23 protein-coding genes, 1 tRNA gene and 1 pseudogene are annotated in these 25,645 nt (G+C 43.4%); 16 read left to right on the forward strand and 9 right to left on the reverse strand.

The window, feature by feature from the left end; genetic code table 11:
• Position 1: 1 nt before the first annotated feature.
• Positions 2-1,129: an ABC transporter permease gene (locus VXQ11_RS00255; RefSeq protein WP_064095703.1), complete on the forward strand. Its 1,128-nt coding sequence runs from the start codon at positions 2-4 to the stop codon at positions 1,127-1,129.
• A 206-nt stretch (positions 1,130-1,335) separates the two neighbouring features.
• On the opposite strand, the gene VXQ11_RS00260 is transcribed toward VXQ11_RS00255, so the two are convergent.
• Positions 1,336-1,411 (reverse strand) — tRNA-Arg (locus VXQ11_RS00260).
• 91 nt (positions 1,412-1,502) lie between these two features.
• Positions 1,503-2,855 carry an amino acid permease gene (locus VXQ11_RS00265; RefSeq protein WP_416705151.1) on the reverse strand — a complete coding sequence of 451 codons (1,353 nt, stop codon included), beginning with the start codon at positions 2,853-2,855 and terminating at the stop codon, positions 1,503-1,505.
• 332 nt (positions 2,856-3,187) lie between these two features.
• Between VXQ11_RS00265 and prpF the strand changes: the two genes are divergently transcribed.
• Together prpF and VXQ11_RS00275 are read left to right on the forward strand one after the other, a co-directional pair.
• Complete coding sequence (prpF, locus tag VXQ11_RS00270) at positions 3,188-4,378, forward strand: 2-methylaconitate cis-trans isomerase PrpF (protein WP_416705152.1); 1,191 nt, start codon at positions 3,188-3,190, stop codon at positions 4,376-4,378.
• 224 nt (positions 4,379-4,602) lie between these two features.
• Positions 4,603-5,511 carry a polyprenyl synthetase family protein gene (locus VXQ11_RS00275; RefSeq protein ID WP_416705153.1) on the forward strand — a complete coding sequence of 303 codons (909 nt, stop codon included), beginning with the start codon at positions 4,603-4,605 and terminating at the stop codon, positions 5,509-5,511.
• 82 nt (positions 5,512-5,593) lie between these two features.
• Here VXQ11_RS00275 and putP read toward each other — a convergent pair whose 3' ends face one another.
• The 3 genes from putP to VXQ11_RS00290 all read right to left on the reverse strand — a co-directional run bounded on the left by putP (position 5,594) and on the right by VXQ11_RS00290 (position 8,638).
• On the reverse strand, positions 5,594-7,084 hold the full coding sequence (putP, locus tag VXQ11_RS00280) for a sodium/proline symporter PutP (protein WP_416705154.1): 1,491 nt from the start codon (positions 7,082-7,084) through the stop codon (positions 5,594-5,596).
• Positions 7,085-7,297: 213 nt separating this feature from the next.
• The gene (locus tag VXQ11_RS00285; protein WP_416705155.1) at positions 7,298-8,152 is read right to left on the reverse strand and encodes an SPFH domain-containing protein; all 855 of its coding nucleotides are present in this window, start codon (positions 8,150-8,152) and stop codon (positions 7,298-7,300) included.
• A 12-nt stretch (positions 8,153-8,164) separates the two neighbouring features.
• A complete protein-coding gene (locus VXQ11_RS00290; RefSeq protein ID WP_064095698.1) occupies positions 8,165-8,638 on the reverse strand; it encodes an NfeD family protein in 474 nt (157 codons plus the stop codon).
• A 374-nt stretch (positions 8,639-9,012) separates the two neighbouring features.
• On the opposite strand from VXQ11_RS00290, the gene VXQ11_RS00295 reads away from it, so the two are divergent.
• Positions 9,013-9,075, forward strand: coding sequence for a hypothetical protein (locus VXQ11_RS00295; protein WP_404793942.1), 63 nt, complete (start codon positions 9,013-9,015; stop codon positions 9,073-9,075).
• 1 nt (position 9,076) lies between these two features.
• Here VXQ11_RS00295 and VXQ11_RS00300 read toward each other — a convergent pair.
• Both VXQ11_RS00300 and VXQ11_RS00305 read right to left on the reverse strand, forming a co-directional pair.
• A pseudogene (locus VXQ11_RS00300) lies at positions 9,077-9,658 on the reverse strand (patatin-like phospholipase family protein); the annotation flags it as partial.
• Between the two features lie 63 nt (positions 9,659-9,721).
• Positions 9,722-10,351: a 1-acyl-sn-glycerol-3-phosphate acyltransferase gene (locus tag VXQ11_RS00305; RefSeq protein WP_416705156.1), complete on the reverse strand. Its 630-nt coding sequence runs from the start codon at positions 10,349-10,351 to the stop codon at positions 9,722-9,724.
• Between the two features lie 137 nt (positions 10,352-10,488).
• Between VXQ11_RS00305 and VXQ11_RS00310 the strand changes: the two genes are divergently transcribed.
• From VXQ11_RS00310 to VXQ11_RS00320, 3 genes are all read left to right on the forward strand, one after another.
• Positions 10,489-11,727 carry an MFS transporter gene (locus VXQ11_RS00310; protein WP_416705157.1) on the forward strand — a complete coding sequence of 413 codons (1,239 nt, stop codon included), beginning with the start codon at positions 10,489-10,491 and terminating at the stop codon, positions 11,725-11,727.
• Positions 11,728-12,086: 359 nt separating this feature from the next.
• Positions 12,087-13,349, forward strand: a complete 1,263-nt coding sequence (locus VXQ11_RS00315) for a DcaP family trimeric outer membrane transporter (protein WP_416705158.1) — start codon at positions 12,087-12,089, stop codon at positions 13,347-13,349.
• A 276-nt stretch (positions 13,350-13,625) separates the two neighbouring features.
• Positions 13,626-14,327, forward strand: coding sequence for an HAD family hydrolase (locus VXQ11_RS00320; RefSeq protein ID WP_064101581.1), 702 nt, complete (start codon positions 13,626-13,628; stop codon positions 14,325-14,327).
• Here VXQ11_RS00320 and VXQ11_RS00325 read toward each other — a convergent pair.
• Positions 14,324-15,001 carry a DUF421 domain-containing protein gene (locus VXQ11_RS00325; protein ID WP_416705159.1) on the reverse strand — a complete coding sequence of 226 codons (678 nt, stop codon included), beginning with the start codon at positions 14,999-15,001 and terminating at the stop codon, positions 14,324-14,326. The two genes, VXQ11_RS00320 and VXQ11_RS00325, sit on opposite strands and share 4 nt — an antisense overlap.
• 482 nt (positions 15,002-15,483) lie before the next feature.
• Between VXQ11_RS00325 and VXQ11_RS00330 the strand changes: the two genes are divergently transcribed.
• From VXQ11_RS00330 to VXQ11_RS00355, 6 genes are all read left to right on the forward strand, one after another.
• A complete protein-coding gene (locus tag VXQ11_RS00330) occupies positions 15,484-16,170 on the forward strand; it encodes a carbonic anhydrase (RefSeq protein WP_416705336.1) in 687 nt (228 codons plus the stop codon).
• A gap of 143 nt (positions 16,171-16,313) precedes the next feature.
• Positions 16,314-17,357, forward strand: a complete 1,044-nt coding sequence (locus tag VXQ11_RS00335) for a molecular chaperone DnaJ (protein ID WP_416705160.1) — start codon at positions 16,314-16,316, stop codon at positions 17,355-17,357.
• Between the two features lie 229 nt (positions 17,358-17,586).
• On the forward strand, positions 17,587-17,961 hold the full coding sequence (locus VXQ11_RS00340; RefSeq protein ID WP_064095689.1) for an endonuclease domain-containing protein: 375 nt from the start codon (positions 17,587-17,589) through the stop codon (positions 17,959-17,961).
• Between the two features lie 131 nt (positions 17,962-18,092).
• Positions 18,093-18,503, forward strand: a complete 411-nt coding sequence (locus VXQ11_RS00345) for a DUF4062 domain-containing protein (RefSeq protein ID WP_416679840.1) — start codon at positions 18,093-18,095, stop codon at positions 18,501-18,503.
• Positions 18,504-18,508: 5 nt separating this feature from the next.
• Entirely contained in the window at positions 18,509-18,817 is a 309-nt protein-coding gene (locus tag VXQ11_RS00350) for a hypothetical protein (RefSeq protein ID WP_416705161.1), read from the forward strand.
• Between the two features lie 180 nt (positions 18,818-18,997).
• On the forward strand, positions 18,998-19,513 hold the full coding sequence (locus VXQ11_RS00355; RefSeq protein WP_416679841.1) for a hypothetical protein: 516 nt from the start codon (positions 18,998-19,000) through the stop codon (positions 19,511-19,513).
• Positions 19,514-19,562: 49 nt separating this feature from the next.
• On the opposite strand, the gene VXQ11_RS00360 is transcribed toward VXQ11_RS00355, so the two are convergent.
• A complete protein-coding gene (locus VXQ11_RS00360; protein WP_416705162.1) occupies positions 19,563-22,457 on the reverse strand; it encodes a valine--tRNA ligase in 2,895 nt (964 codons plus the stop codon).
• 176 nt (positions 22,458-22,633) lie between these two features.
• Here VXQ11_RS00360 and VXQ11_RS00365 point away from each other — a divergent pair, with 176 nt between their 5' ends.
• From VXQ11_RS00365 to VXQ11_RS00375, 3 genes are all read left to right on the forward strand, one after another.
• Positions 22,634-23,305, forward strand: coding sequence for a hypothetical protein (locus VXQ11_RS00365; protein WP_064101576.1), 672 nt, complete (start codon positions 22,634-22,636; stop codon positions 23,303-23,305).
• A 20-nt stretch (positions 23,306-23,325) separates the two neighbouring features.
• On the forward strand, positions 23,326-24,132 hold the full coding sequence (locus VXQ11_RS00370) for an SDR family oxidoreductase (protein ID WP_064095686.1): 807 nt from the start codon (positions 23,326-23,328) through the stop codon (positions 24,130-24,132).
• A 224-nt stretch (positions 24,133-24,356) separates the two neighbouring features.
• Positions 24,357-25,631 (forward strand): glutaminase, encoded by a 1,275-nt coding sequence (locus tag VXQ11_RS00375; protein ID WP_191113038.1) that lies wholly within the window; start codon positions 24,357-24,359, stop codon positions 25,629-25,631.
• Positions 25,632-25,645 lie beyond the last annotated feature (14 nt).

A 25,645-nucleotide genomic window follows, 5' to 3' on the forward strand; every position in this document is an offset into this window, starting at 1 on the left:
CATGGTCAGCCAGAAAATAAAGAATATCTATCTGCTCGGTTGCAAGGAACTGTGGAGTCTATGGCGTGATCCGGTCATGCTGATTCTGATTGTCTATACTTTTACCGTCGCCGTCTATACGGCTGCAACCGCTATGCCTGACAGTCTGAATATGGCACCCATCGCGATTGTGGATGAAGATCATTCAACCTTGTCGGAGCGAATAAGCTCGGCTTTTTATCCTCCCTACTTTCTGCCCCAGACGACTGAACTGAATCATATGGATGCCGGAATGGATGCCGGAGAATTTACCTTCGCCCTGAATATTCCGGTCAATTTTCAGGAAGATATACTGGCAGGAAGAGAGGCAACGATTCAGGTCAATGTTGATGCCACGCGGATGACTCAGGCCATGGTCGGGGCGGGTTATATTCAGCAGATTATACTGTCCGAAGTCAATGAATACGTTTTGCGTCACCGTGAAATAAGCACCCTGCCAGTAGAACTGGAAATGCGGGCACGTTTTAACCCTGTACTTGACCAGAAATGGTTTGGGAGTGTGATGCAAATCATCAATAACGTGGCAATGCTGTCCATTATTTTAACTGGTGCGGCTTTAATCCGTGAACGTGAACACGGTACGATAGAACATCTGATGGTCATGCCGGTCACCGTATTTGAAATTATGATGTCCAAAGTCTGGTCGATGAGCCTGGTGGTTTTGCTTGCAGCATTTTTAGGTTTGAAACTGGTGGTACAGATCATCTTGAAGGTACCGATAGAGGGGAATCTGTGGCTGTTCTTTTTCGGAGCATTATTAACCTTATTCGCGACTACTTCGATGGGTATTTATTTGGCGACCATGTCCAAGTCAATGCCGCAATTTGGCCTTTTGATGATGTTGACTCTGATCCCGATGCAAATGCTGTCTGGTGGAATGACGCCACGTGAAAGTATGCCTGAAGTACTGCAAAATGTGATGCTGATTGCTCCGACCACACACTTTGTCGAACTTGCTCAGGCCATTTTGTATAGAAATGCCGGGCTAAGTGTGGTCTGGCCTGCATTTCTCTGGCTCATTGGCATTGGCACGGTATTTTTCTATGTAGCATGGAAACGCTTTAAGGACACTATTCATACCATGGCTTAGCCATACATCGAATATGTCATATGTTGAAAAAGTATCTGTAGGGGGGTGGGCAAGCGGATATTGTATAGGGAGGGCAGACCAGTGGACTTGTCTTGCTAAATTATACTCTAAAGCAATAGCATTGGCTCTGAGCGTATTTGATAGAGCAGTGTCGGGGGAAGGCCATTCTATAAAAAAACGGGCCAATCTAAAAAAATGAAAATAAATGGTACGCCCTGCGGGACTCGAACCCACGTCGGTCGCTTAGGAGGCAACTGCTCTATCCAGTTAAGCTAAGGGCGCAAAAGAAGGCTAATGTACTGCAAAAAACACAAAAAAAAAAGTTATTGCCGAAGCAATAACTTTAAAAATCAGGAATAAGAAGATTTTTCCGTTATTTTTTTGAATGTAGCAGTTTAAATACGATATACATCACTACGATCCAGACAGGAATCATATAGACAGATTCCTGAAAACCTTGTGTCCACATGATGTACAGGATGGTGGCGATAAAGGCCAATACCAGTATATTGCTTGCAGGGGACCAGAGCGCCGGGAATTTGGTTACGATGCCCTGTTTGTTCATAGTCTGGATAAACTTGAGATGGGTCAGACTGATCATGGCCCAGTTGAGTACAAGTGCACCGACTACAATATAAATCAGGTGGCTTAAGGCATCTTCAGGTACGAAGTAATTAAGCACTACACAGCCAAAAATCAGTACAGCAGAGAATAATACGGCAGGAATCGGCGTACCTTGTTTATTCACTTTCATGAATACTTTAGGTGCGTTTCCTTGCTGAGCCAGACCATACAACATACGGCTGTTGGCATACATACCACTGTTATACACAGACAGCGCTGCAGTCAGGATAATAAAGTTAAGCAGATGTGCCGCCCAGTCGATACCCAGCTGGCTGAAAATCATCACGAACGGGCTTTTGTCCAGACCACCGAGCTCCAGCTGGTTCCAAGGCACCAAAGACAACAGAATGGTCAGGGCACCGACATAGAAAATAAGAATACGGAACACGACCTGATTAATGGCTTTCGGAATGGTTTTTTCCGGATTTTCAGCTTCTGCTGCAGCCATACCGATCAGTTCGATACCACCAAAGGCAAACATCAGGAAGGCCAGCATATAGAACAGACCTTCAAAACCATTCGGGAAGAAACCACCCGCGGTCCAGAGGTTGCTAAAAGAGGCACCTGAAGAAGCATCAGCTGTCAGGATCAGATACAAGCCAAAGACAATCATCGAGATAACCGCAGTTACTTTAATGATAGATAGCCAGAATTCCGATTCACCGTAGAATTTCACATTGCCGAGGTTGACCAGTGTAATCACGATAAAGAAAAACAGTACCGATGCCCAGGCTGGAATATGAGGCCACCAGTAGTTGATATATTTCGCAACAGCGGTGAGTTCGGTCATGGCCACCAGGATATACAAAATCCAGTAGTTCCAGCCCGCAAGGAAACCGGGGAATTTGCCCCAGTATTTATAAGCAAAATGGCTGAATGAACCTGCGACAGGTTCATGAACAATCATCTCACCCAATTGACGCATGATTAAAAATGCAATCAAGCCACCAATGGCATAGCCCAAAATAATGGAAGGACCCGCAGATTGGATCACCTGTGCGGAACCTAAGAATAAGCCTGTGCCAATTGCACCGCCCATGGCGATCAACTGAATATGACGGTTCTTTAAGCCACGCTGAAGTTGTGAAGACTCGTTATTCAAAGTGTTCAGCCCGACAATGGAAAATAAGTATGAAGATTGTAAAGGATGGAAGTTAAGAAACCTAGTACAAGCATTTGAATGAAATATTATTATGGTGTTTATAATAAAAAATTATAAAAAACGAATTCGAGAAACCATATATGAATCAATATATTAATTTTATTTTAATTATAACTGATGAGTTTTCTGTTTTTTTGCCCCGATACAAATGCCGGTTTTTTATACTTAGGTCGGAACACTGCACTCACTTGGCCTGAAACTGATTATACTCTTGGTACAAATATTCAATAAGCACTACCACAACAAAGACAATTCAAAGGATGAAATAAGTCATGAGTTCTGCAGTCCAAATCAAGATTCCTGCGACCTATATGCGTGGAGGAACCAGCAAAGGTATTTTCTTTAAGCTGGATGATCTGCCTGCACAAGCACAACAGGCTGGCCGGATTCGTGATCAGCTTTTGCTACGTGTGATTGGTAGCCCAGACCCTTATGGGAAGCAGATCGATGGCATGGGGGGCGCCAGTTCCAGTACCAGTAAAACGGTCATCCTGTCGAAAAGCCAGCATGCTGATCATGATGTCGATTATTTATTTGGTCAGGTGTCAATTGAGCGTCCTTATATCGACTGGAGCGGTAACTGTGGCAATCTGACTGCGGCAGTCGGGGCATTCGCCATTTCTAACGGGTTGGTCGATGCCGAACGTATTCCTGAAAACGGGTTGTGTAAGGTACGCATCTGGCAGGCCAATATTCAGAAAACCATTATTGCGCATGTGCCGATACAAAGTGGACAGGTACAGGAATTGGGTGATTTTGAACTAGATGGCGTCACCTTTCCTGCAGCCGAAGTGCAGATCGAGTTTCTGGACCCTGCCGATGATGAAGCAGAAGGCGGTTCCATGTTTCCGACAGGCAATCTGGTCGATACATTGGAAGTCCCCAATATTGGCAGTTTCGAAGTAACGATGATTAATGCCGGCATTCCAACCGTATTTTTGAATGCTGGAGATCTCGGCTATAAGGGCACCGAGCTTCAGGATCATATTAATAATGATGTAGCAGCCTTGACAAAATTTGAAACGATTCGTGCCTATGCTGCGAAGAAAATGGGGCTGATTCAGGATATTGCAGAAGCAGTTACCCGACAACACACCCCAAAAATTGCATTTATTGCCCCATCTAAAACTTATACTTCGTCCAGTGGCAAGACGGTCACCGAATCGGATACCGATATTCTGGTTCGTGCCTTGTCTATGGGTAAACTCCATCATGCCATGATGGGCACGGCTGCTGTGGCCATTGGTACGGCAGCTGCCATTCCCGGTACATTGGTAAACCGGGTCGCAGGCGGAGTAGAGCGTGAAGCGGTGCATTTCGGTCATCCTTCCGGGACGTTGAGAGTGGGTGCACAAGCAAGTTTTGAAAATGGTGAGTGGAAAGTGAAGAAAGCGATTATGAGCCGCAGTGCCCGTGTATTGATGGAAGGCTGGGTGCGCGTACCAGAAGATGTGCTCGTTTAAAAGCCGTGCATACTTTTAGACTGAATAAAACCACCGGTTCTACGGTGGTTTTTTATGGTTTAAAATCTCTGACTTGCTTATTTGATGTTGAATGGCAAATTTCAGCAGAACAATTCGATTTATGGCTGAAAATTCAAGGCATTTCTAGGTACAATGCCTGATCAGCGTACAGGCATTTATTCGCTTGTCATTTTATTCTTCTGGACTACGTATTCGAGGCGAATGTGTCATCTATCACTGACGTATCAACCCATGCACTCACACAAGCACAACACCGCATTCAACAGGATTTATTGACCGCTCTGGAAGCCTTTGCCATTCCGGAACCTTTAAGGTCGGCAGTCCATCATGCTGTGATGCTAGGTGGCAAGCGGGTACGTCCAGCGCTATGCTATGCCACCGCTGCATTAAAATCCAACCAGAATAGTGCTGCAGTGCGCCGTGCAGCGGTTGCGATCGAGTTTATTCACTGCTATTCACTGGCCCATGATGATCTGCCGTGTATGGACAATGATTTGTTGCGCCGTGGCCAGCCAACCTGTCATGTGGCTTATGGAGAAGATACCGCGCTTTTGGCAGGTGATATCCTGCAGTCTATGGCTTTCGAAATCTTGGGTAGCCGTCTGTTTGATCAGGGGCCAGCGGTAGAGCCTTCCATTGTATTGAAACAGATGCAGATTCTGGCGACAGCCTCTTCGAAAATGGTGAATGGTCAGGTTTTAGATTTACAGTCTGAAGGCAAAAAAATCGATCAGCAGGCACTGGAAACCATCCATCGCAATAAAACCGGTGCTTTGATTAGTGCTGCGATCATGATGGCGGCGGTGACAATCTTTGAAGGTACCGATCTGGCCATTCCTAAATTACGTGAGTTTGGACAGGCGATTGGTCTGGCCTTCCAGGTACAGGATGATATTCTGGATATTATTTCCGATACCGAAGTCTTGGGGAAAACTGCAGGTAAAGATGAACAGGTTGAAAAATCAACCTATCCGGCATTGATGGGTCTGGAGCAGGCCAAAGCCTATGCCCAGCAATTACACGATCAAGCCCTAACGGCGCTTGCCCATTTTGAAGGTCAGGCGGAAGAGTTGATGCAAATTACCCGGTTCCTGCTCATGCGAAAAAGCTGATTGGAACATATTTTTCTTCTCAGGTATAAGAACATTCCATAAAAAAGAGGACTTCAAGTCCTCTTTTTTAGTTGCTACAGAATTATTTGCTTTCGTTGTAAAGGCGTTCCGCTTCTTCAAAACGGTCAGTCACTTCTGCTGTTGGCGCTTTACCCATCAGGCTCACCACCACAATCGCCAGCATTGAACAGATAAAGCCAGGAACGATTTCATACAGTCCAGTGTCAGCAAACAGGTTCTTCCAGAAAATAACCACGACTGCACCCACGATCATTCCCACCAAGGCACCATTCAAGGTCATACGTTTCCAGAACAGTGACAGGATAATCAGCGGACCAAAGGCGGCACCAAAACCTGCCCATGCATAAGCCACCAGCCCCAGTACTTTGGATTCAGGATTACCCGCCATCCAGATCGCCAGCAAGGCAATCAGCAGTACCATCAAACGGCCAACCCAGACCAGTTCTTTTTGCGAGGCATTTTTTCGCAGGAAAGACTTATAGAAATCTTCAGTCAGGGTACTTGAGCAGACCAGTAGCTGACAGCTTAAAGTACTCATTACTGCGGCAAGAATGGCAGCAAGCACCACACCTGCAATCCATGGGTTAAACAGGATTTTGGTCAGTTCCATAAATACTGTTTCAGGATTGGCATTCACTGCAGCTGCCAGTTCTGGATGCTGCTGGAAATAGGCGATCCCGAAGAAGCCGGCTGCCACCGCACCAGCCAGACACAGTATCATCCAGGTCATACCAATGCGGCGTGCATTTGGAATCGACTTGACTGAATCTGCTGCCATGAAGCGCACCAGAATATGCGGCTGGCCGAAGTAACCCAGACCCCAAGCCAGTAAGGAAATAATTGCAACAAAGCTCAGATCACCCAGAATATTCATTGCTTGAGGACGAGCAGCTTCCAGTGCCAAAGTCACCTGGGACATATCTGAAAATGCCATCAAGGTCACGATTGGCGTCAGCAACAGGGCGAAAATCATCAGACCTGCCTGAATGGTATCGGTCCAGCTCACCGCCAGGAAGCCACCAATAAACACATAGCTGATGGTGGCAATGGCACTGATCCAAAGCGCGGTGCTGTAAGACAGGCCAAACATGCTTTCGAACAGGCGTGCACCTGCAACCATGCCGGAAGCACAGTAAATCGCAAAGAAAATCAGAATGACGAATGCAGAAACCACACGCAGGATTTTTTTCTGGTCATTGAAGCGATTCGAGAAATAATCCGGCAGGGTCAGGGCATTGTGCTGGACTTCGGTATGTACGCGTAAACGGCCAGCGACCAGCAGCCAGTTGAGCCAGGCACCAATAATCAGACCGATGGCAATCCACATTTCAGACAGGCCGGAAAGATAAATTGCACCGGGCAGACCCATCAGTAGCCAGCCACTCATGTCGGAAGCCCCTGCAGAAAGTGCAGTTACGAAACTCCCTAAACGTCGGCCCCCTAAGATGTAATCGGAAAAGTTGCTTGTTGCACGATAAGCGATCAGGCCAATCACCACCATGGCGACAATATAAAAAAGAAAGGTAATTAAGGTTGGATTTAGGGAGCTCATACGGTATCCATTTTTAAGTTGGACAGTAGATCGAAATAAGGACTGTGACAGATGCGAGAAACTTTAATCCGAAAGTCAGGCAACATCGAATCCAGGAGATTTCAAAAATAAACGCGAAATTTAACCATAAATTCACAATCTTTGCTGAGATTTTCTTATTTTCAAGAGAAATAGGCAACCAATTGGCTGCCTATTATGAAGCATTTATTAAATCTAGTTATGACGTCCCATCACACCACGAATGGTATTCAGCACATCAGCAGGCAGTACCACAGTCTTGGCATTTGGCGATTTGGCCATATCTTGCATGGCTTTAATATACTGTTCACCCAGTAAATAGGCGACCGGAATTTCATTATCACCAATGGCGGAAGTCACCATGTCAATTGCACGTTGTGAAGATTCAGCCAGTACCACTTGCGCTTCGGCATCACGACGAGAGGCTTCCAGACGGCCGTCCGCTTCCAGAATTGCGGCCTGTTTTTCACCGTCAGCTTTAGTCACTGTTGCACGACGCTGACGTTCAGCAGCGGCCTGTTCTTCCATCGCGGTCTGCATGGTGATAGAAGGTTTAATATCCTGAATTTCTACAGTTTTTAAGGTAATACCCCAGTCCGAGATGTCATCGGAAATACTGGATTTTAAGCGTGCCTTGATATGGTCACGTGAAGACAAGGCATCATCCAGATCCATTTCACCGACAATCGAACGCAGTGAGGTCTGTACCAGGTTCTGAATCGCCCAAGAATAGTTTTCAATCCCGTACACGGCTTTTTCCGGTGTGGTCAGGTTGATATAGGCCACGGCATTCATCAGCAGAACCGCGTTATCACGGGTAATCACTTCCTGTGAAGGAATATCCAGAACGATATCTTTGGTTGTGACTTTATAGGCAACTTCATCTACATAGGGAATGACAAAATTCAGGCCAGGATTTAGCGTGGTATGGTATTTGCCCAGACGCTGTACGATCCATTTGTAGCCTTGCGGCACAATCCGCACCCCTTTAAAAATGGTAATTGCCACAAAGGCCAGAAACGCGATAACAATGATAGAACCACCAGACATAGCTTATTCACCTTATTGATTTTGATAATGTGTGCTGTGAGGTTGTACGACCAGGTCGTTTCCAAGAATATCCACGACGCGAACACGGTCACCGACCTGAACTGGGTCCAGAGTTCGGCATTCCCATTCATCAGAGCCTAAAACTGGCATTGGAAAGCGTACCCGGATTTGCCCATGATCCAGATTGATCTGAATCACCATACCAATCTGGCCAATCGTCGCCTCACGCGACAGACCCGCTTTAGTCTTGTCGGTGGAAAGCGGTTTGATAAACTTGAACCAGAGCAGCGTACACAGTACAGAAAGTATGATCCAGGTCAGGATCTGGGTGGTCAGTCCCATCATCGGGAACATCCAGTACAGGACACCAACCATGACGGCACCAATCCCGAACCAAAGGGCAGCAAATGCGGGCAGCAGTAATTCTGACAGGATCAGAAGGATGCCTAATACAAACCAGTGCCAAGGTTCAAGAACTAATTCCATATCGTGACCTATATCGCTAAGTATTTAATTAATCATCATCTTTATATGATTGATCTTCAATGTAGCAGATGCGGCCGCAGATGAATATAAAAAAATCGTGCATCAAAATTTAGCCTGACGCGGCGGTTTAAGTGCTGCAGGAGACTGCTTGAAATCAGTAATTGCTTTTTCAATGGCACGAATTTTCAGCTGGGCTGCTTTTTCACCTTCCAGAATGGTCGCATTGCTGGCTTTCAGGTCTAAAGTACCGATATGGCCGACTTTGGGCTGGATCACCACATTGGCCTGACTCAGTTCCTCATGAATGCTTTGCTGTCCCATAATATTCAGGGTCTGATCCAGTACACCCCACATGTTCAGGGCTTTATTGCCATCTGGACGGGCAGAAATATCCACAGCAATCACAATATCAGCTCCCATATCTTTGGCGGTCTTGACCGGAATCGGACTGACCAGGCCGCCGTCGACATATTTGGTGCCGCCAATCACGGCAGGCACAAACACATTCGGAATACTGCAGGACGCGCGAACTGCCTGGCCGGCATTGCCTTTAATAAAATCTGCCTTGCGGCCATTGTCCAGACGAGTGGCAACAGCAGCAAAGCGAATCGGGAACTGCTCAATCGGTTTGTTCGCTACATTCTTGTTGACGAAATCCTGCAATTTTTGTCCGGCAATAATCCCTTGCCGATTCAAGGTTAAATCGCGGATATCCGACTCTTTAAAATTCAGGGCAATCTGCTGTAACTGATAAGGGGATTTGCCGCTGGCATACAGACTGCCGACAAAACTGCCGGCACTGGTACCGGTGACGATTTTCGGTTTAATGCCATGTGATTCGAGTACTTTAATCACACCAATATGGGCAAAACCTTTGGCACCGCCACCACCGAGAGCAAGTGCGACGACGGGTTCGCGGGCTTTGATAGGCGTGGTAGTGGTGGGTGTTTTAGTGGCTTTGTCACAGGCGGCAAGACTTAAACCAAGACAGCCAATCAAGGCATAATGGGCTAACTTCATTATAAAAACTGGTGATTAAATCAACAAAATTCAGGCTATCACATCAAAAAAAGCCGTATTTGCCTAGTCTTTTTTCAAAAGCTTTTGTAACGGCTTGGCTACCCACTGCGGATTTTTGGCCGAGAATTTTCCTTCATAATACTGATAAATCTTTTCCAGATCATATTCATAGTCACCGGTCAGATGGTATATACCCAAGATGTGAATGGTCTTGATGTCATAGTCAAAGGAAAACATCACAATCGGCAAATGCGCCGCTTTGGCAATATGATAAAAACCACTGCGGATTTTTTCAGGACCCTTGCGTGAGCCTTCTGGTGCCATACCGACCCAGATTTGAGGTGATTTTTCAATAATCTCGACAATCTGTCGGGTATGACCTTGTGGACTATCCCGCACGACTGGAACGACCCCAATCCATTCCAGAACCGGCTTGAGGGGAGTGCGAAATAGGCTATCTTTACCAAAAATCGTAATCTGAATACCGAGACCGAGCAGGGCGTTAAAACCGAGCCAGGCATCAATATTTGAAGTATGCGGAGAAATAATGGCCACAGCTTTGGGCAAATCGGGAAATTCTCCTTCCAGACGCCAGCCCTGAGCCAAGAAAAGTTGCCTGAAAAAAGTCCGGCTCAGTTTGCTGCCACGAGCCGGGACATGTGGCGGTAACCGGGGGAAACGTGTCTGGGTCATTACTTCTGTCTCTTCCTGAAACTAATTTTTCTTTATTTTTGATTATATTAGACTGTTGTAAAATCCGGATCATTGGCAAAATGTATGGCATCTTAAATGCCGTTAATGCATTTTCACCCTAAGGACTTGGCCTGCATATGCGGAATATCTATATCTTACTGTTTTCGCTGTATTGGGCACAGGGGCTTCCGGTCGGATTTATGACGCATGCCTTGCCGGTCATTCTGCGGGCTGAAGGGGTATCACTGGCGCATATCGGGGGCTTTGGCCTGCTGATGATACCGTGGTCGATCAAAATATTCTGGGCGCCTTTAGTTGATCGGCATGGATCGAGTGCCAAAGGTCATTACCGTAGCTGGATTATTCCCTTGCAATGGCTGTCAGTTACTGTCTTGATTGGACTTTCTTTTCTACCCATTCAGGCTTTGAACCAGCCGCTATATTTACTGCTGTTTTTTATCACGCTTTTGCTGATGAATGGTATTGGTGCGACGCAGGATATTGCCACCGATGCACTGGCGGTCAATATCCTGAAAAATGAACAGCAACATTGGGGAAATACCTTTCAGGTGATTGGTTCTCGTCTGGGATTCATTGTCGGAGGCGGGGCCATATTATGGCTGCTCGATCTGCTGCAATGGCAAAGTACCTTTCTGTTACTGGCTGCGCTGGTTTTTCTTAATACTTTACCCATTTTACTTTTTAGAGAACCTCAGCATTCAAAAATTATCACGCCAGCTGATAAAGGACCTGCACTCAGCAATATAAAAACCTATTTTCAATACTTCTGGTCAGATTTAACCTTGGCGAGGTGGCTTCTGGTTTTACTGACCTTTAAAATCGCCGATGGTTTATCCGGGCCTTTATTAAAACCGTTAATGGTAGATCTCGGACTGAGCTTTAGCCAGATTGGCCTTTATGTCACCATGCTTGGTGCATTTGCGGCACTGATTGGAGCAGGATTGGCTGGCTGGTGTCTGAAATACTGGTCGCGCAGCCGGAGTTTACTGATTTTCTCTGTCCTGAAAATCATGACTTTAATGGCTTATGCCTGGCTGGCTGGCCAGTATGAAATCCAAAATAAAGTAGAAAACTGGATCATTTATCTGATTAATGCTGCAGAAGATATGATCTCTGCCATGCTTTTGGTAGTCATGCTGACCTTGGTCATGCAATACAGTCGCAAGCATCTGGCGGGTACTGATTTTACCTTTCAGGTGGCGCTGATGGCCACAGTGAGTGGTGGGTTATATAGTCTGAGTGGGATATTCGGGGATTATTGGGGGTATGCACAGTATTTAACATATATTGTATGGATCAGTGTGTTTTTATTATGGCCTATCGTATTTTGGGGTAGAACACAGCAAGACTCCTGATCATTGCAACGCATCAATTAAAGCCGTATTAAAAACAATCAAATTATTTTAAAAGTGTCGTTAATACATATTTTAGCTAAAAGTATGAGATAAAAATGATTTCAAACTGAGTCTAAAATTGTTAAATTTCTGATGTTTTTATACGGCTTATTGTGTAGGTATAGTAAAAAATCATAAATCCAGTAAAATCATGTAACATGATAAGGATGGTTTTTAACTATGCATATTGTTCGTGAGTGATCTCGCGAGATAATAAAATAAGTCAATTTATAATTATAGATATTCCACACGCTTTAGATTTTAGTGGGAATCAGTGAGCTTTCAAAGCCAATGAACGTTTGTTCAATATGGAGAATTTAATGAATCAAGTTTTAACACGAAAGTTTTTAGCTAAGGGATTAGCAGTTGCCGTAACAACCTTGATGATGGGGACGGTTGCACATGCTGAAACACAAGAGCAAAAAGAAATTAAGCAGCTGCGTCAAGAAATTGAAGCACTAAAAGCATTAGTAACACAGCAGCAACAAGTTCAGCAAAATCAAGCCGTGCAGATTGAACAAGTTAAAGCAGCACCACAACCATCAGCAGCTGCACCGAAAGCACTAAGTACAAAATCAGATACTGAAGTGAAGCTATATGGTTTCGTTCGTGGTGATGCAAACTATATCATTGAAGGTTCAGCAGGAGACTTCTCTGACGTTGCTAAAACCAATGGTCAAACCAGAGACAAGTTAGTCGCAACCGCAAAAACAACACGATTGGGTTTAGATTTTAAAACCAGTGTTAACGGTGCAGAGGTTGGCGGTAAACTTGAAAGTGATTTTGCAGGTACTAACGATTCATTCCGTATACGTCAAGCATATTTAACCTATGAAAATTGGTTGATTGGTCAAACCCAATCTAACTTCTTGTCAAATCATGCACCGTTTATGATTGACTTCAGCACCAACGTCGGTGGTGGTACTACCCGTCTGCCAATGGTTCGTTATGGTTTTGATTTGACACCAGCAACGCAATTGTTCTTGGCGGCAGAAAAACCAAACTCAAGTGCTGAAGACATCAAATCAAGCGTACCAACATTGACCGCTAAATTGGCACACAACTTTGATGACAAAAAAGGTAATGCGTCTGCGCGTGCTTTAGTTGAAGTTTATAAAGATGAAGACGTCAATAAGCGTAAAGCAGGTTGGGGTCTAGCAGCAGGTACAACGTATCAAGTACTTGATCCTTTAAAAGCGACGCTGGATGTCAGCTATACCAAAGGTGTAAACGGTATTTTGTATGGTACCAATGCCAATGCTGCATTCGTAGATGATGAAGGTAACCGTAATATTGAGCAAAATGAAATTTGGGCGGTACAAACGGGCTTAACGTACAGTATTTTACCTAACTTAAAAACCTCACTTGGTTATGGTGCATTGTTTGCTGATAAAGACTCAGACTATGCAGACCTCAATGAGGCTGCAAACAAAGAGGTACAACAAGCATGGTTAAACCTGGTGTATTCACCAGTTAAACCGCTTGAGTTTGGTGTTGAGTATGTCAACGGTGAGCGTAAAACCTTTAATAATGAAAAATTCAAAGATAACCGTATTGGTTTAATGAGTAAATATAGCTTCTAATTGATGATGTGAAGCTAAATATAAAAAATCCCACCACTTGGTGGGATTTTTTATATCAATACCTTGGGAGAAGGTTATTTTGAATAAAGCATAGGGATTTTTGTACAGGCTTAGAATACAAATTCTAATCGAGAGTTTTATTTTCCTATCAAAAAGCGGTGCTTCAGCATCAATTTTTTATGCTTAAAACAACAAAACTTAGCAATTTTAGGTCTAATCTACCCAGTTTCGGGCTGTTACCATGACTGAAAGTTTCAACATTTTAATTTGAAAATTATGACGATCCAAGCCGTTTTATTTGACCTTGACAATACCTTGACCCACCGTGATCTGACTACACAGGCCTATAGCCGTTATCTGGCAGAATATTATGCTCCAGCATTGGCACAGGTCGATTCAGATAAAATTATCGAGATTGTAAGACGTATTGATAATGGCGGTTATCCTAAAAAGGAACTGCTGACGCATGGCAGTATTGGCGCTTCGGCTGCTTATGCCTTATTGCAGGAATTGTCTTGGTTAAATCCTCCGAGCATAGAGGAACTGGCCCAGTTCTGGTTTCGCCAGTTTGGTCGTTTCGCTGTAGAAATGCCACAAGCAATACAAGTATTAAAACAGCTGAAAGATCAGGGTTATCAGCTAGCCATTGTTTCCAATGGCGGACATGATACCCGTTTGAATACGATTCGGGGTTTGGGTATTGAAACTTATTTTGATGAAATTATCAGTTCAGGACTGGTAGGCTTTAACAAACCACAGCCGGAAATATTCCAGATCACCGCAGAACGTCTAGACGTGCAACCAGAACGATGCCTGTATATTGGAGATCATCCGGTCAATGATGTACAGGGAGCAAAAAATGCCGGCATGAATGCCTTATGGATGCAGGGCTTTCATGCCGATGCCGAACATATTCAGCATAAAATTCAGCATCTGCCGGAAATTTTTGCCCATTTGCAGTTATTAAATCGCGCTTAAGTTACTCTCAAACAGTCAAGTGTTTCGGACCATTGCGTAGAGTCGCAGCGCGGGCATTGCTGGTCGGCACTCGAAAGAGTTTGTACCTGTCCACAGTAAATACAGGCATATAACTGTTTGGCCTTGGCCTGTTTGACAATAGAACAGCTCTTAGGAAAAAGAGGAAGACCGGGCCTTACTTCATCATCGCTAAATAATAACACACTGAATTTACCGTCAGTTTCCAGTAAACCTGTACGGACCTGACCGAGATGCTCAACACCTTGCTGGCGCATTTCGGCAAAGAATTCATCATGCGACATTTTACCTTTTTTAATCTCTTCAACGACCAACAGTCCATCTTCTACAATATAAATGGGTTTACCTTCCAGTAAGTCTTCAAACCACTGATATTTCATCATGAGCCAGGTGGTCAGACGATACATGATAATAATGACCGACATCACCAGAACCGCCTGAATCAGGGGAATATCTTCGGTAAACATCGGGTCACCGGCAATCGAACCCAAGCTCAAAATGATAGCGACTTCGAAGATGGAAAGTTGCCGTACCCCGCGTTTTCCGGTCAGGCGCAGAAACAGGATAATCATCGTGTACATCAGGGCACAACGCAGCAAAATTTCTGCGGTAAACGCCCAGGTGGTGTCATGTATAAATATCGTGGCCCAGTCCATTTAGATTCTTGATCCTCATTTTGCTCTTTGGCTCGAGTCTAGCAATATCAGTATTTTATTTGCTGCTGTGATTGTGTAAGTTTATGAATAAAAATAGATTCTATTTAAAAAAGAAGCTTGAGCTTAATAATCCAGCTATTGAATATAATAAAAATAAGATAGATATTTCATGTAAAAAATGAATAAAAAATCAGCAGATTAAATTTGAAGAAGATCACATTCTTTTTTGGCTATTTTTAAATCTATAAAAGTATTATCCATTTGAAATTTATCAATATAAATTCAGAATAACTTATTTTGAATATCTAAGAGTGTTTAGAAATTTGTAAGCAAATCACTTCATTTCTATAAAAATCTGTAGTTTGTGGCCTGAAAAATAGAGTGATTACACTACTTTAATAAACTGTTTTTAAATTAGAAATTTGATTTTGATTTCCACCAAGGGATGTATTGTGAAAAAAATATTCACGCTTTTAACGGTTATGGGTTTAAGTACAGCAGTCTGGGCAGATGCGGAGTGGGATTATACTCAGCCTGAACAATGGTCAACTTTGAGCCAGAAATATTTGGCCTGTAACGGTCTGAACCAGTCACCAATCAATATTGAACGAACAGTGAAAGCAGAACTGGAACCGCTCAAATTCAGCTATAACACCATGATTCATGCGATCGAAAATAAAGGTCATACTGTTCAGGTGGATTTTGCGCAAGGTGGCGAATTGCAACTGGATGGCGATACCTTTGTACTGAAGCAGTTTCATTTACATAGTCCGAGTGAAAACCTGATTAAAGGCAAAAGCTATCCCCTGGAAATCCACTTTGTCCATGCCAATGCCAAAGGTGAGCTGGCTGTCGTGGGGATGATGTTTGAACAGGGACAGGAAAGCCAGATGCTCAAACATATGTGGAACCGCTTACCGAAAAAGCAGGGCGAGAAAGTGATTTTGAAAACCCCACAAGCGGTGAATCAGATGTTGCCTAAGAATCTGGATTATTATCGCTTTAGCGGCTCGCTGACCACACCGCCGTGTTCGGAAGGCGTACGCTGGCTAATTCTGAAAGATATTCAGCAGGCTTCTGCCAAGCAGATTTCGGAATTTGCCAAACTGATGGGACATCCCAATAACCGTCCGGTGCAGTCATTGAATGGTCGTGTAGTGCTGGAATAATCAATATGAGAGCGAAAAAGCAGACTTTGGTCTGCTTTTTTTAATTCTGATACAAATTTTGAAAGGGCACACTGAAAAGGACTTTGTGACGAAAGCTGAAAGATTTAAGATAGATATTATTTCTTCTTTGACCTTCTCCTGCCATGCTCTTTGACTTGAAAACCATGATTCAGCCGTTCACAGCGCTTTCGCCACAGCAGAAGAAGTTGGATCATCTGATTGATAAAATCGAGCAACAGAAACAGGAATTACACCAATGGCAACAGGCTGAAGAAGATCTGCAGCAATATACCCATAAAACCTTCATGCCGGTCTACCATGAATTGCATGGTGTACTGTTCAAGCAGCTGGAACAGCTCTGGAAGCACCTGCAGGAAACCACATTTTCCAAGGCAGAACTGGTGGTGCTGGATGAAAAGATTCAGTACCTTGCAAATTATCTAAAAGACTCTCAGGCCATGTCGGTGCAACAAGCCCATAAAGTGAATGAAATTTTCACTTATTATCAGCAACGTGCCGAACATGCCCAATTCAGAAAAAGCCAAAAGAAAATTAATGAACTGGAAACATTCTTTAAGAGTGAGAATGCCTCAGATCTTACAGATGCAGAAGTATTTGAAGAATGGGAATCCGATCATTTTCAGCAGGCACGTGAGCAAGCCAGATTAAAACGCCAGCAGGAAAAACAGGAGCAGGCTACAGCGATGGCAGAGCAGTCATTGAAAACCGTATATTTAAAAATTGCTGCCATCATTCACCCTGACCGTGAAGTGAATGATGTCAAAAAAATCAAGAAAACTGAATTATTGCAACGTGCTAATGAGGCTTATGCAGAGCAGGATCTGTTTACGTTACTGAAAATGCAACTGCAGATCGAACAAGATCAGGATATTTCACAAAAAGGTTTAAGTGCAGAGCAAATCAAGTTTTATCAACTGGCTTTGGATGCACAAAGCCGGAAATTACAAGATCAGATCGATGCATTGATCCATAGATTGGTCTGGTCATCGAAAACCAGAATTGCAGTAAAAAAGGCGAAAGGGAAAGTTCAAATTGCTGACCTGTATAAGCAGATTGACGAAGATACTTCAGCCATCAAACAGCAGATTAAAGTAGAAAAAGAACGCCTGATGTATATCAAAAAGGTGAGTGGCTTGGAGATGTTTTTAAGGCATGGGATGCTTTAACTTAATTAGAATTGCCTCTCCCTTGCGCAGCAGTGCTGCTCATCACTTGCGCTTCGTTTTAAAGCAGTGCTTTAAAACTTGCTCAGGAGAGGGGAAATCCATTACAGAATAACTTTAAGCTAGAATTTCAATATTGGAATTAAATAACAATAATTAAAGTCACAATGAAAGTTTCTTCTCCCTTTGGGATGAGAAGCACTGCTTCGCAAGGGGGAGAGGGAAAATAACAATGAAAATAGATCCTCAATTATTAGAATTCGCCAAATCAATGCGCCACACCGCCACCGATGCAGAACACTTCATGTGGCAACTGCTACGTGCCAAGCGTTTTATGAATCTTAAATTCCGTCGTCAGCATGTGATCAAACCCTATATCGTAGATTTCTACTGTCATGAAATTGGTTTAGTGATTGAGCTGGATGGTAGTCAGCATGGAACAGATGAGACAAAAGAATATGATGCTGAACGCACCAAGTTTTTAGAGGCTTTGGGTTTAACCGTTGTGCGGTATTGGAATCATGATGTGTTGAGAAGGATGGATGTCGTGTTGGAGGATTTGTGGCAGAGATGTTTTGAATTAAAAAGCAAAATCACCTCTCCCTAACCCTCTCCTGAGAGGAGAGGGAACTCCATTCTGGATTTCACATAGGCATGAAATCAGGTGACGGCTCCCTCTCCCTATGGGAGAGGGTTGGGGTGAGGGTTTATTAAAAAATGATTATGATTCAATCTTAGATGATTGAAGATAAAAGAAATATTAAGATGAGTTCAGCAAAAAAATATCAAGTTTTTATTAGTTCTATATATACAGATTTGCTTGATGAGCGTCAGGCAGCAGTTGAAGCCATCTTACAAGCTGGACATATACCCGCAGGGATGGAGCTATTTACGAGTTCTAATCAGAGTCAGTGGGACATAATCAAAAGATGGATTGATGAATCTGATATTTATATGCTGATTTTGGGTGGTAGATATGGATTTATTGAGACAAAAAGTGGAAAAAGTTACACACATTTAGAATATGAATATGCACTTTCGATAAAAAAGCCTTTGTTCGTTATTGTTATAAAAGATCAAGCATTAAACCAAAAAACTGTTGCACAAGTTGAAAATCAAAACCCTGAAAATTTAAGAAAAAAGTACTAAGTTCAATGTGTGAATTCTTTGTTGATACAAAGGACATTCAGTTAGCTGTTCATAAGTGTCTTGGTAAAATTATTTATGATAATGAATTAATAGGTTGGGTTCGGGGAAATCAGCAAAATGAAGGTTTAGCTGTGGAATTAGTTCATCTTAATGAAGAAAATCGAAAGCTTAGAGAAGAGAATGAAAATTTTAAGCGTAATCTGCAAGTACGCCTACCAAAATTAACTTTAGAATTGAATGATGGTAAGCCTTTAATTTTAAAATATCAAGAATATAAAGAGCTATATTATATAAACAGAGAGCCTATTGATTAGTCTGCTATTGATGATGATTTAAAAGAGTTTTTATCTACTGAAAGCATTGAAAAATATAATCATGATTTATCCGAAATAACGGATGAAAAGATACTTGAATTTAATAGATTGATAAATTTAAAGACCATACTAGAAAACGGTTTAAAAGAGATTAACTTTAGAGTTTCAAATGATGGTACGTTGAAAGCTAACCAAGTGTATATTTCAATAAAGTTTCCTGATTTTATTTACGTTGAAGAAAAAGGTGAAGAAAAAGAAAGACTGAAAATAATTGAAGATCTGAATAAAAAGAGCTTAGAAATTATACCAACGCCTTTATGGAACCCGCTTAGTCAAGCGAAAGCTGACCTTAAAAAGAAAAAATTAGATGCTGTTAATCCATATAAAGGTATTTATGGTTTATCAAATTCATTATTAGGTCATAACTCAGAAAATCTTGCTTCAATAATGAGAGTAGATCCTATGAGGGGAATAACTGTTCCTAAAATTCCTAATGCTCAAGGTGATTATGATTATTTAGATAATCAAGGAAGAATAATCATTAAGATGGGCAATTTATTACATACCTTAGGTCGTTCTTATAATGATTATTATTTATTTCCTTTAGAGAAAGGGAAAGGAAATATAATTATAAATTTACATTGTGAAGAATACGCAAATGAAGAGCTTATAGAAATTCCAATTATTGTCGAATAAAAAATAAATCCCCTCAATTGAGGGGATTTTTTTGAATCAAACTTCAGTATTAAAGCGCCGCAATCTGCTCCATATTTGCTTTAATCTTCACTAATTGGTCAGCAAATTCAGCAAGTTTCACTTTCTCGCCTTCAACCACAGCAGCAGGTGCTTTTGCCACAAAACCTTCGTTAGAAAGTTTGTTTGCAATTTGGTCATGCTGTTTTTGAACCTTGTCTAAGTCTTTTTGTAGACGACCCAATTCCGCTTTCGGGTCAATTAAACCCTTCATTGGAACAAATACAGACACATGACCCACTACAGATGAAGAAGACAATGGCGGTTGTTCAGCATCTGCAAGGAAAGTAATGCTTTCAACTTTTGCCAATGCTTTAAACAACGGTTCAATACGTGCAATTTGCGCTTTTTCTGCATCAGTGGTATTTTGAAGCAGAACAGGCAACAAGCGCGCATTCCCTAGACCCATCTCACCACGGATGTTACGTACCGCACCAATCAAACCTTGCAGCCATTGCATATCTGCTTCAGCTTGTTCGTTGATTAATGCTTGGTCAGCAACAGGGTACGGCGCCAACATAATGGTTTCGCCCATAATACCGAGTTTCGGCGCAAGTGTTTGCCAGATTTCTTCAGTCAAGTATGGCATTAACGGATGAGCCAAACGTAAAGATGCTTCCATCACCGAAAGAAGAACACGACGTACTTCAGCTTTACGCTCTTCAGATACATTTTCATCGTTCAGAACTGGTTTGGTTAATTCAACATACCAGTCACAGTATTCATTCCAAATGAACTCGTAAATCGCTTGTGCAGCCAGATCTAAACGGTAGGTTGCAAATGCTGTTTGCACCGCTTGTTCCGCTTTTTGCAAACGGCTTACAATCCATTGTTCAGGCAATTCCCAAAGGTCTTGACGTGCTTCTGAACCAATAGTTTGACCTTCGACATTCATCATCACGAAACGCGTTGCGTTCCAGATCTTGTTGGCAAAGTTACGGTAACCTTCAACACGTTTCATATCGAACTTAATGTCACGACCGGTGTTGGCAAGCGCACAGAAGGTGAAACGAACTGCGTCAGTACCGTAAGACTGAATCCCTTCAGGGAATTCTTTACGGGTTGATTTTTCAATCTTCGCTGCCTGTTTCGGGTTCATCAAACCGTAAGTACGTTTTTGTACTAAAGTTTCAAGATCCACACCGTCAATCAGGTCTAATGGGTCAAGTACGTTACCCTTCGATTTAGACATTTTCTGACCTTCGCCATCACGTACCAGACCATGAACGTACACAGTCTTGAACGGCACTTGTGGCGTACCATCTTCATTCTTCATGAAGTGCATGGTCAGCATGATCATGCGGGCAACCCAGAAGAAGATGATGTCAAAACCTGTCACCAGTACATCTGTCGGGTGGAAGGTATTCAAGAAGTAGTTGGCTTTGTCTTTTGCTTCGTCGCCAGTCCAGCCTAAAGTCGAGAATGTCCAGAGACCTGAAGAGAACCATGTGTCCAGTACATCTTCATCCTGATTCAACTCAATATCGGCAGGAATATTGTTTTTCGCACGAACTTCTGCCTCGTTACGACCTACGTAAACATTGCCTTCTGCATCATACCAGGCTGGAATACGGTGACCCCACCATAATTGACGCGAGATACACCAGTCCTGGATATTGTTCATCCATGCCATGTACATGTTGCTGTACTGCTCAGGCACGAACTTGATACGGCCATCCTGAACCGCTTCAATGGCAGGCTTCGCAAGCGGTGCAATTTTTACATACCATTGGTCAGTCAGTAATGGTTCAACAATCACACCTGAACGGTCACCGCGAGGTGGTTTTAATGTATAAGGTTGAATCTGGTCTAACCAGCCTTCAGCTTCAGCCTGTTCAACGATCTTCTTACGTGCTTCAAAGCGTTCTAAACCAATGTAATCTGCAGGCGCAGGAATGGTTTTAGAAATCTGTTCACCCGCTTTCGCGATGTATTCAAACTCAGCCAGTACTTCAGCATTTTTGTTGAAGATATTGATCAGTGGCAGGCCACAGCGTTTACCCACTTCATAGTCATTAAAGTCATGCGCAGGCGTGATTTTTACACAACCGGTACCGAATTCTTTATCGACGTATTCATCTTTAACGATTGGAACCGCACGACCAGTAATTGGCAGGATGATGTTTTTACCCACCAGATCCGTATAACGCTCATCATCAAGGGCAACCGCAACTGCAGTATCGCCTAACAATGTTTCAGGACGTGTTGTCGCCACAACGATATAATCTTTACCATCGTGTGTACGCACTGACTTGTCTTCAAAGAAATATTTGAAGTGCCATAACGAACTTTGTTCTTCTTTATCTGACTCTACTTCCAGATCAGAAAGCGCAGTTTGCAGTTTAGGATCCCAGTTCACCAGACGCTTGCCGCGGTAGATCAGGCCTTCTTCATGCAGTTTGACAAATACTTCTTTTACCGCATTTGACAAGCCGTCATCCATCGTGAAGCGTTCACGTGACCAGTCTACAGAAGAACCTAGGCGACGGATTTGACGGGTAATGTTACCGCCAGACTGTTCCTTCCATTCCCAGACTTTTTCGATGAATTTTTCACGACCCAAGTCATGACGGCTGATACCTTCAGCACCCAACTGACGCTCAACCACCATTTGCGTTGCGATACCGGCATGGTCCGTACCTGGCTGCCAAAGCGTATTTTTACCAGACATACGGTTATAACGGGTCAACGCATCCATGATGGCATTGTTGAAACCATGACCCATGTGCAGGCTGCCAGTGACGTTTGGCGGCGGAATCATGATACAGAATGATTCGCCTTTTTGAGACGGCTTGAAGTAACCGCGCTCTTCCCAGGTTTGGTACCATTTTTTCTCGATCTCGGTCGGATCGTAGGTTGTCGCGATATTTTGCGCTGAGTCAGTCATAGTCTAAACAGATCAAAAGTGAATGAAAAATTGCATCTATTGTAGCAAAAAAAATAGTACATGCGGCAGCTTAACCAAACGCAAACTTTAGCCAATTGGCATGTATAACAACTCAACGTATGATAGAACCATAAAAAACGCGACTCATCGCAGCATATCAAAAAAAGGATAATAAGATGAGCTATAACATTTCCCTCAAGCTTCGGCCCGAAACCCATCAGCGCTTTAAAGAGATCCATTCCAGATTAAATGCCGGCGAGCAAAACAGTCTCGCCAGACCCTTAGGTGAAAATCTGGCCGATATGGCCTGTGAAATTATTGACCAGATTTTTGGTGAGATTGTGCAACTTGCCAATTCGCCGAACAGTGAGTCTGAAAAAGTGATTCAGCAGATCATTCATACTACCCGTAAATATATGCCCTGGTCGGTCTCCTTATTTGACAATGAACGGCTCATGCCGATGGTGAATTACCTGCATCAAATGACGTATGAGCAGGCCGGTGATGCTTTTGTCCGTTTTCCGGTGGAAAAGATGCTGGTGATGGAGCTGCTCGGCTGTATGGACCAGATGAAAAATGGTAATCACCAGTATGTAACACCGGCCTTAAAAGCCTTTACCCAGGTCATTGATCAGGGCGTGACACATTTGATCCGTCAACCGAAAAAAATGTTGAAATTTAATGTGGTCGTCGATAAAACCTTGAATGGGGTGATTCATTTAACCACCCAGTTAGGCTATAAACGTTTTGATAAACTCAGTCACATCTATGATGCTGATACCATGAGTTATTATTTTGAACATTTACTGGCATTTCTGGAAGACGAAATGCCTCAGCGCATCCATTAAAACAAGGGAAACAGGATTTCATGGCGAAAGTTGAAGACTTAAAGGGAAAAGTGGTCTGGATTACCGGAGCATCTTCAGGAATTGGCAAGGCGATTGCCCAGCAATGTGCTGCACTGGGCGCACAGGTGGTATTGACTGCACGCCGGCATGAAGAGCTGGAAAAGGTACGTCAGCTTTTAAACAATCCTGAACAGCATATTTCTATCACGGCTGATATCACGGATGAAAGCCAGGTTCGTCATGCCTATGATCAGGTTTTGCAGCAAAAAGGCCGGATTGACTGGCTGATTAACAATGCCGGACTCAGCCAGCGTGCCCTGATTCAGGACACCACCATGCAGACTGAACGTGCCATTATGGAAGTGGATTATTTCTCACAGGTATTTTTGACTAAAACCGTACTGCCCACTTTTCTGGAACAAAAATCCGGACGTATTATCTTTATTTCCAGTGTGGCAGGTTTGCTTGGTACCCAGTATCGTGCATCCTATTCGGCGGCAAAAGCTGCAATTCACATGTGGGCCAACAGCTTGCGTGCGGAAGTCGCTGCGCAGGGCGTGCAGGTTTCGGTGGTTTTCCCGGGCTTTGTCAAAACCAATGTATCCCTGAACGCCTTAAACGGTGAAGGAAAACCGCAAGGACATCCAGATGAAGCGATTGAAAATGGTCTATCCGCAGAAGATTTTGCGGCTCAGACTGTACAGGCTTTGCAGAACGGCGAAGAATATATCGTGATTGGCGGCAAGAAAGAAAAACTGGGCGTACTGGTTTCACGTATTTCACCAAAAGTTCTGTACAAGATGATCCGTAAAACCAAAGTAAAATAAATCATCCAGAGTAAAAAAGGGCAGGAGCGCCCTTTTTTATGTCTCTTAAAACCTCAATAAAAATAACAATACTTAAAAATGCAATTCATTTCTGGAGGGATTGCACGTACAGGGAAAGCAGCCGATAACATGGATATGCAGAAAATTACCTTTTCACGCTGGTACTTAAGTCAAAAGCCGGTATGTTAATTAAAAATAACAGCCAACTGGAATAAGCTCAGTCGATGAAAACACCGGTGCCAGACTACCTCAAGCATGTTTTAACTTCCTGCCGTGACAATGATAAAGGTGCCCTGGCAGATTATATTCCTGAGCTGGCAGCAGTAGACCCGGATAAGTTTGCTTTGGCACTCTCGACCGTAGATGGCACGATCTATTCAACCGGTGATGACGAGGTTGAGTTTACCATGCAGTCCATGTCCAAGCCCTTTGCCTATGCTCTGGCTTTGCAGAAAGTCGGCTTGACCAAGGTCATGGAAAAAGTAGGCGTGGAGCCTTCAGGCGAGGCCTTTAACCAGATTTCACTGGAGAAGGATTCCAATATTCCGAAAAATCCGATGATCAATTCGGGTGCAATTACTACCCATTCCCTGATTCCCTATAAACGAACAGTATCCCGTGCGGAACAGTTACGCCGTTTTTTAAGTGGTCTGGCGGGGCGTGAGCTGAGTTTTGATACCGAAGTATATACCTCTGAACTGAAAACAGCATTTCGTAACAGATCTTTGGGTTATATGCTACGTACAGTGGGGGTACTGGAAGAAGATCCAGAAGCGATTGTAAATGGTTATATCAAACAGTGTTCAATTAAGGTGACGGTCAAAGACCTGGCGATGATCACCGCGGTACTTGCCAATGGCGGGATTCAGCCACAAACCGGTAAAAAATTGCTGGACCGTTCTGTGGTGCGGCAAGTCCTGAGTGTGATGCTCACTTGCGGGATGTATGATGCTGCCGGTGACTGGTTGACCACGGTGGGTATTCCGGCTAAAAGTGGGGTCGCAGGCGGTATTATCGGCGTGTTGCCGGGACAGGTGGGTATAGCTGTATTTTCTCCGCGCATTGATGAGCATGGACATAGTGCGCGCGGCGTCGAAATTTTTGAACGTATGTCCCGGGAAATGGGACTGCATTTGATGGAAGGAACGCCCTCGGCACAAACCATTTTGCAAAGCCGTTATCTCACTGGTAAGAGGGACCATGTGGTGGTGTACGAACTGCGTGGCGTATTACAGTTTACCGAATCGGAAATGCTGCTACGTATATTGCAAGATGAACCGGAAGGCAAAAAACGGATTGTACTAGATCTGACCAATTTGACCTTAATTCATAATGTCGGTGCCCGGATGTTATTTGAAGGCGTGGCCCGTTTGAAGCAGGATGGCCATCCAGTCGTGGTGGTTGACTCGGAAGGCATATTGAGTGAAGCACAGATGAAGGGCAATAAAAGGGTAGTGGTCAAAGAAAAACTGGACAAGTATCTAGAAAAGTTTCAATAAATATTTTTTTATCA

The organism is Acinetobacter sp. 197, assembly GCF_048148385.1.
In the GTDB taxonomy this organism is placed as follows: Bacteria; Pseudomonadota; Gammaproteobacteria; order Pseudomonadales; family Moraxellaceae; genus Acinetobacter; species Acinetobacter pecorum.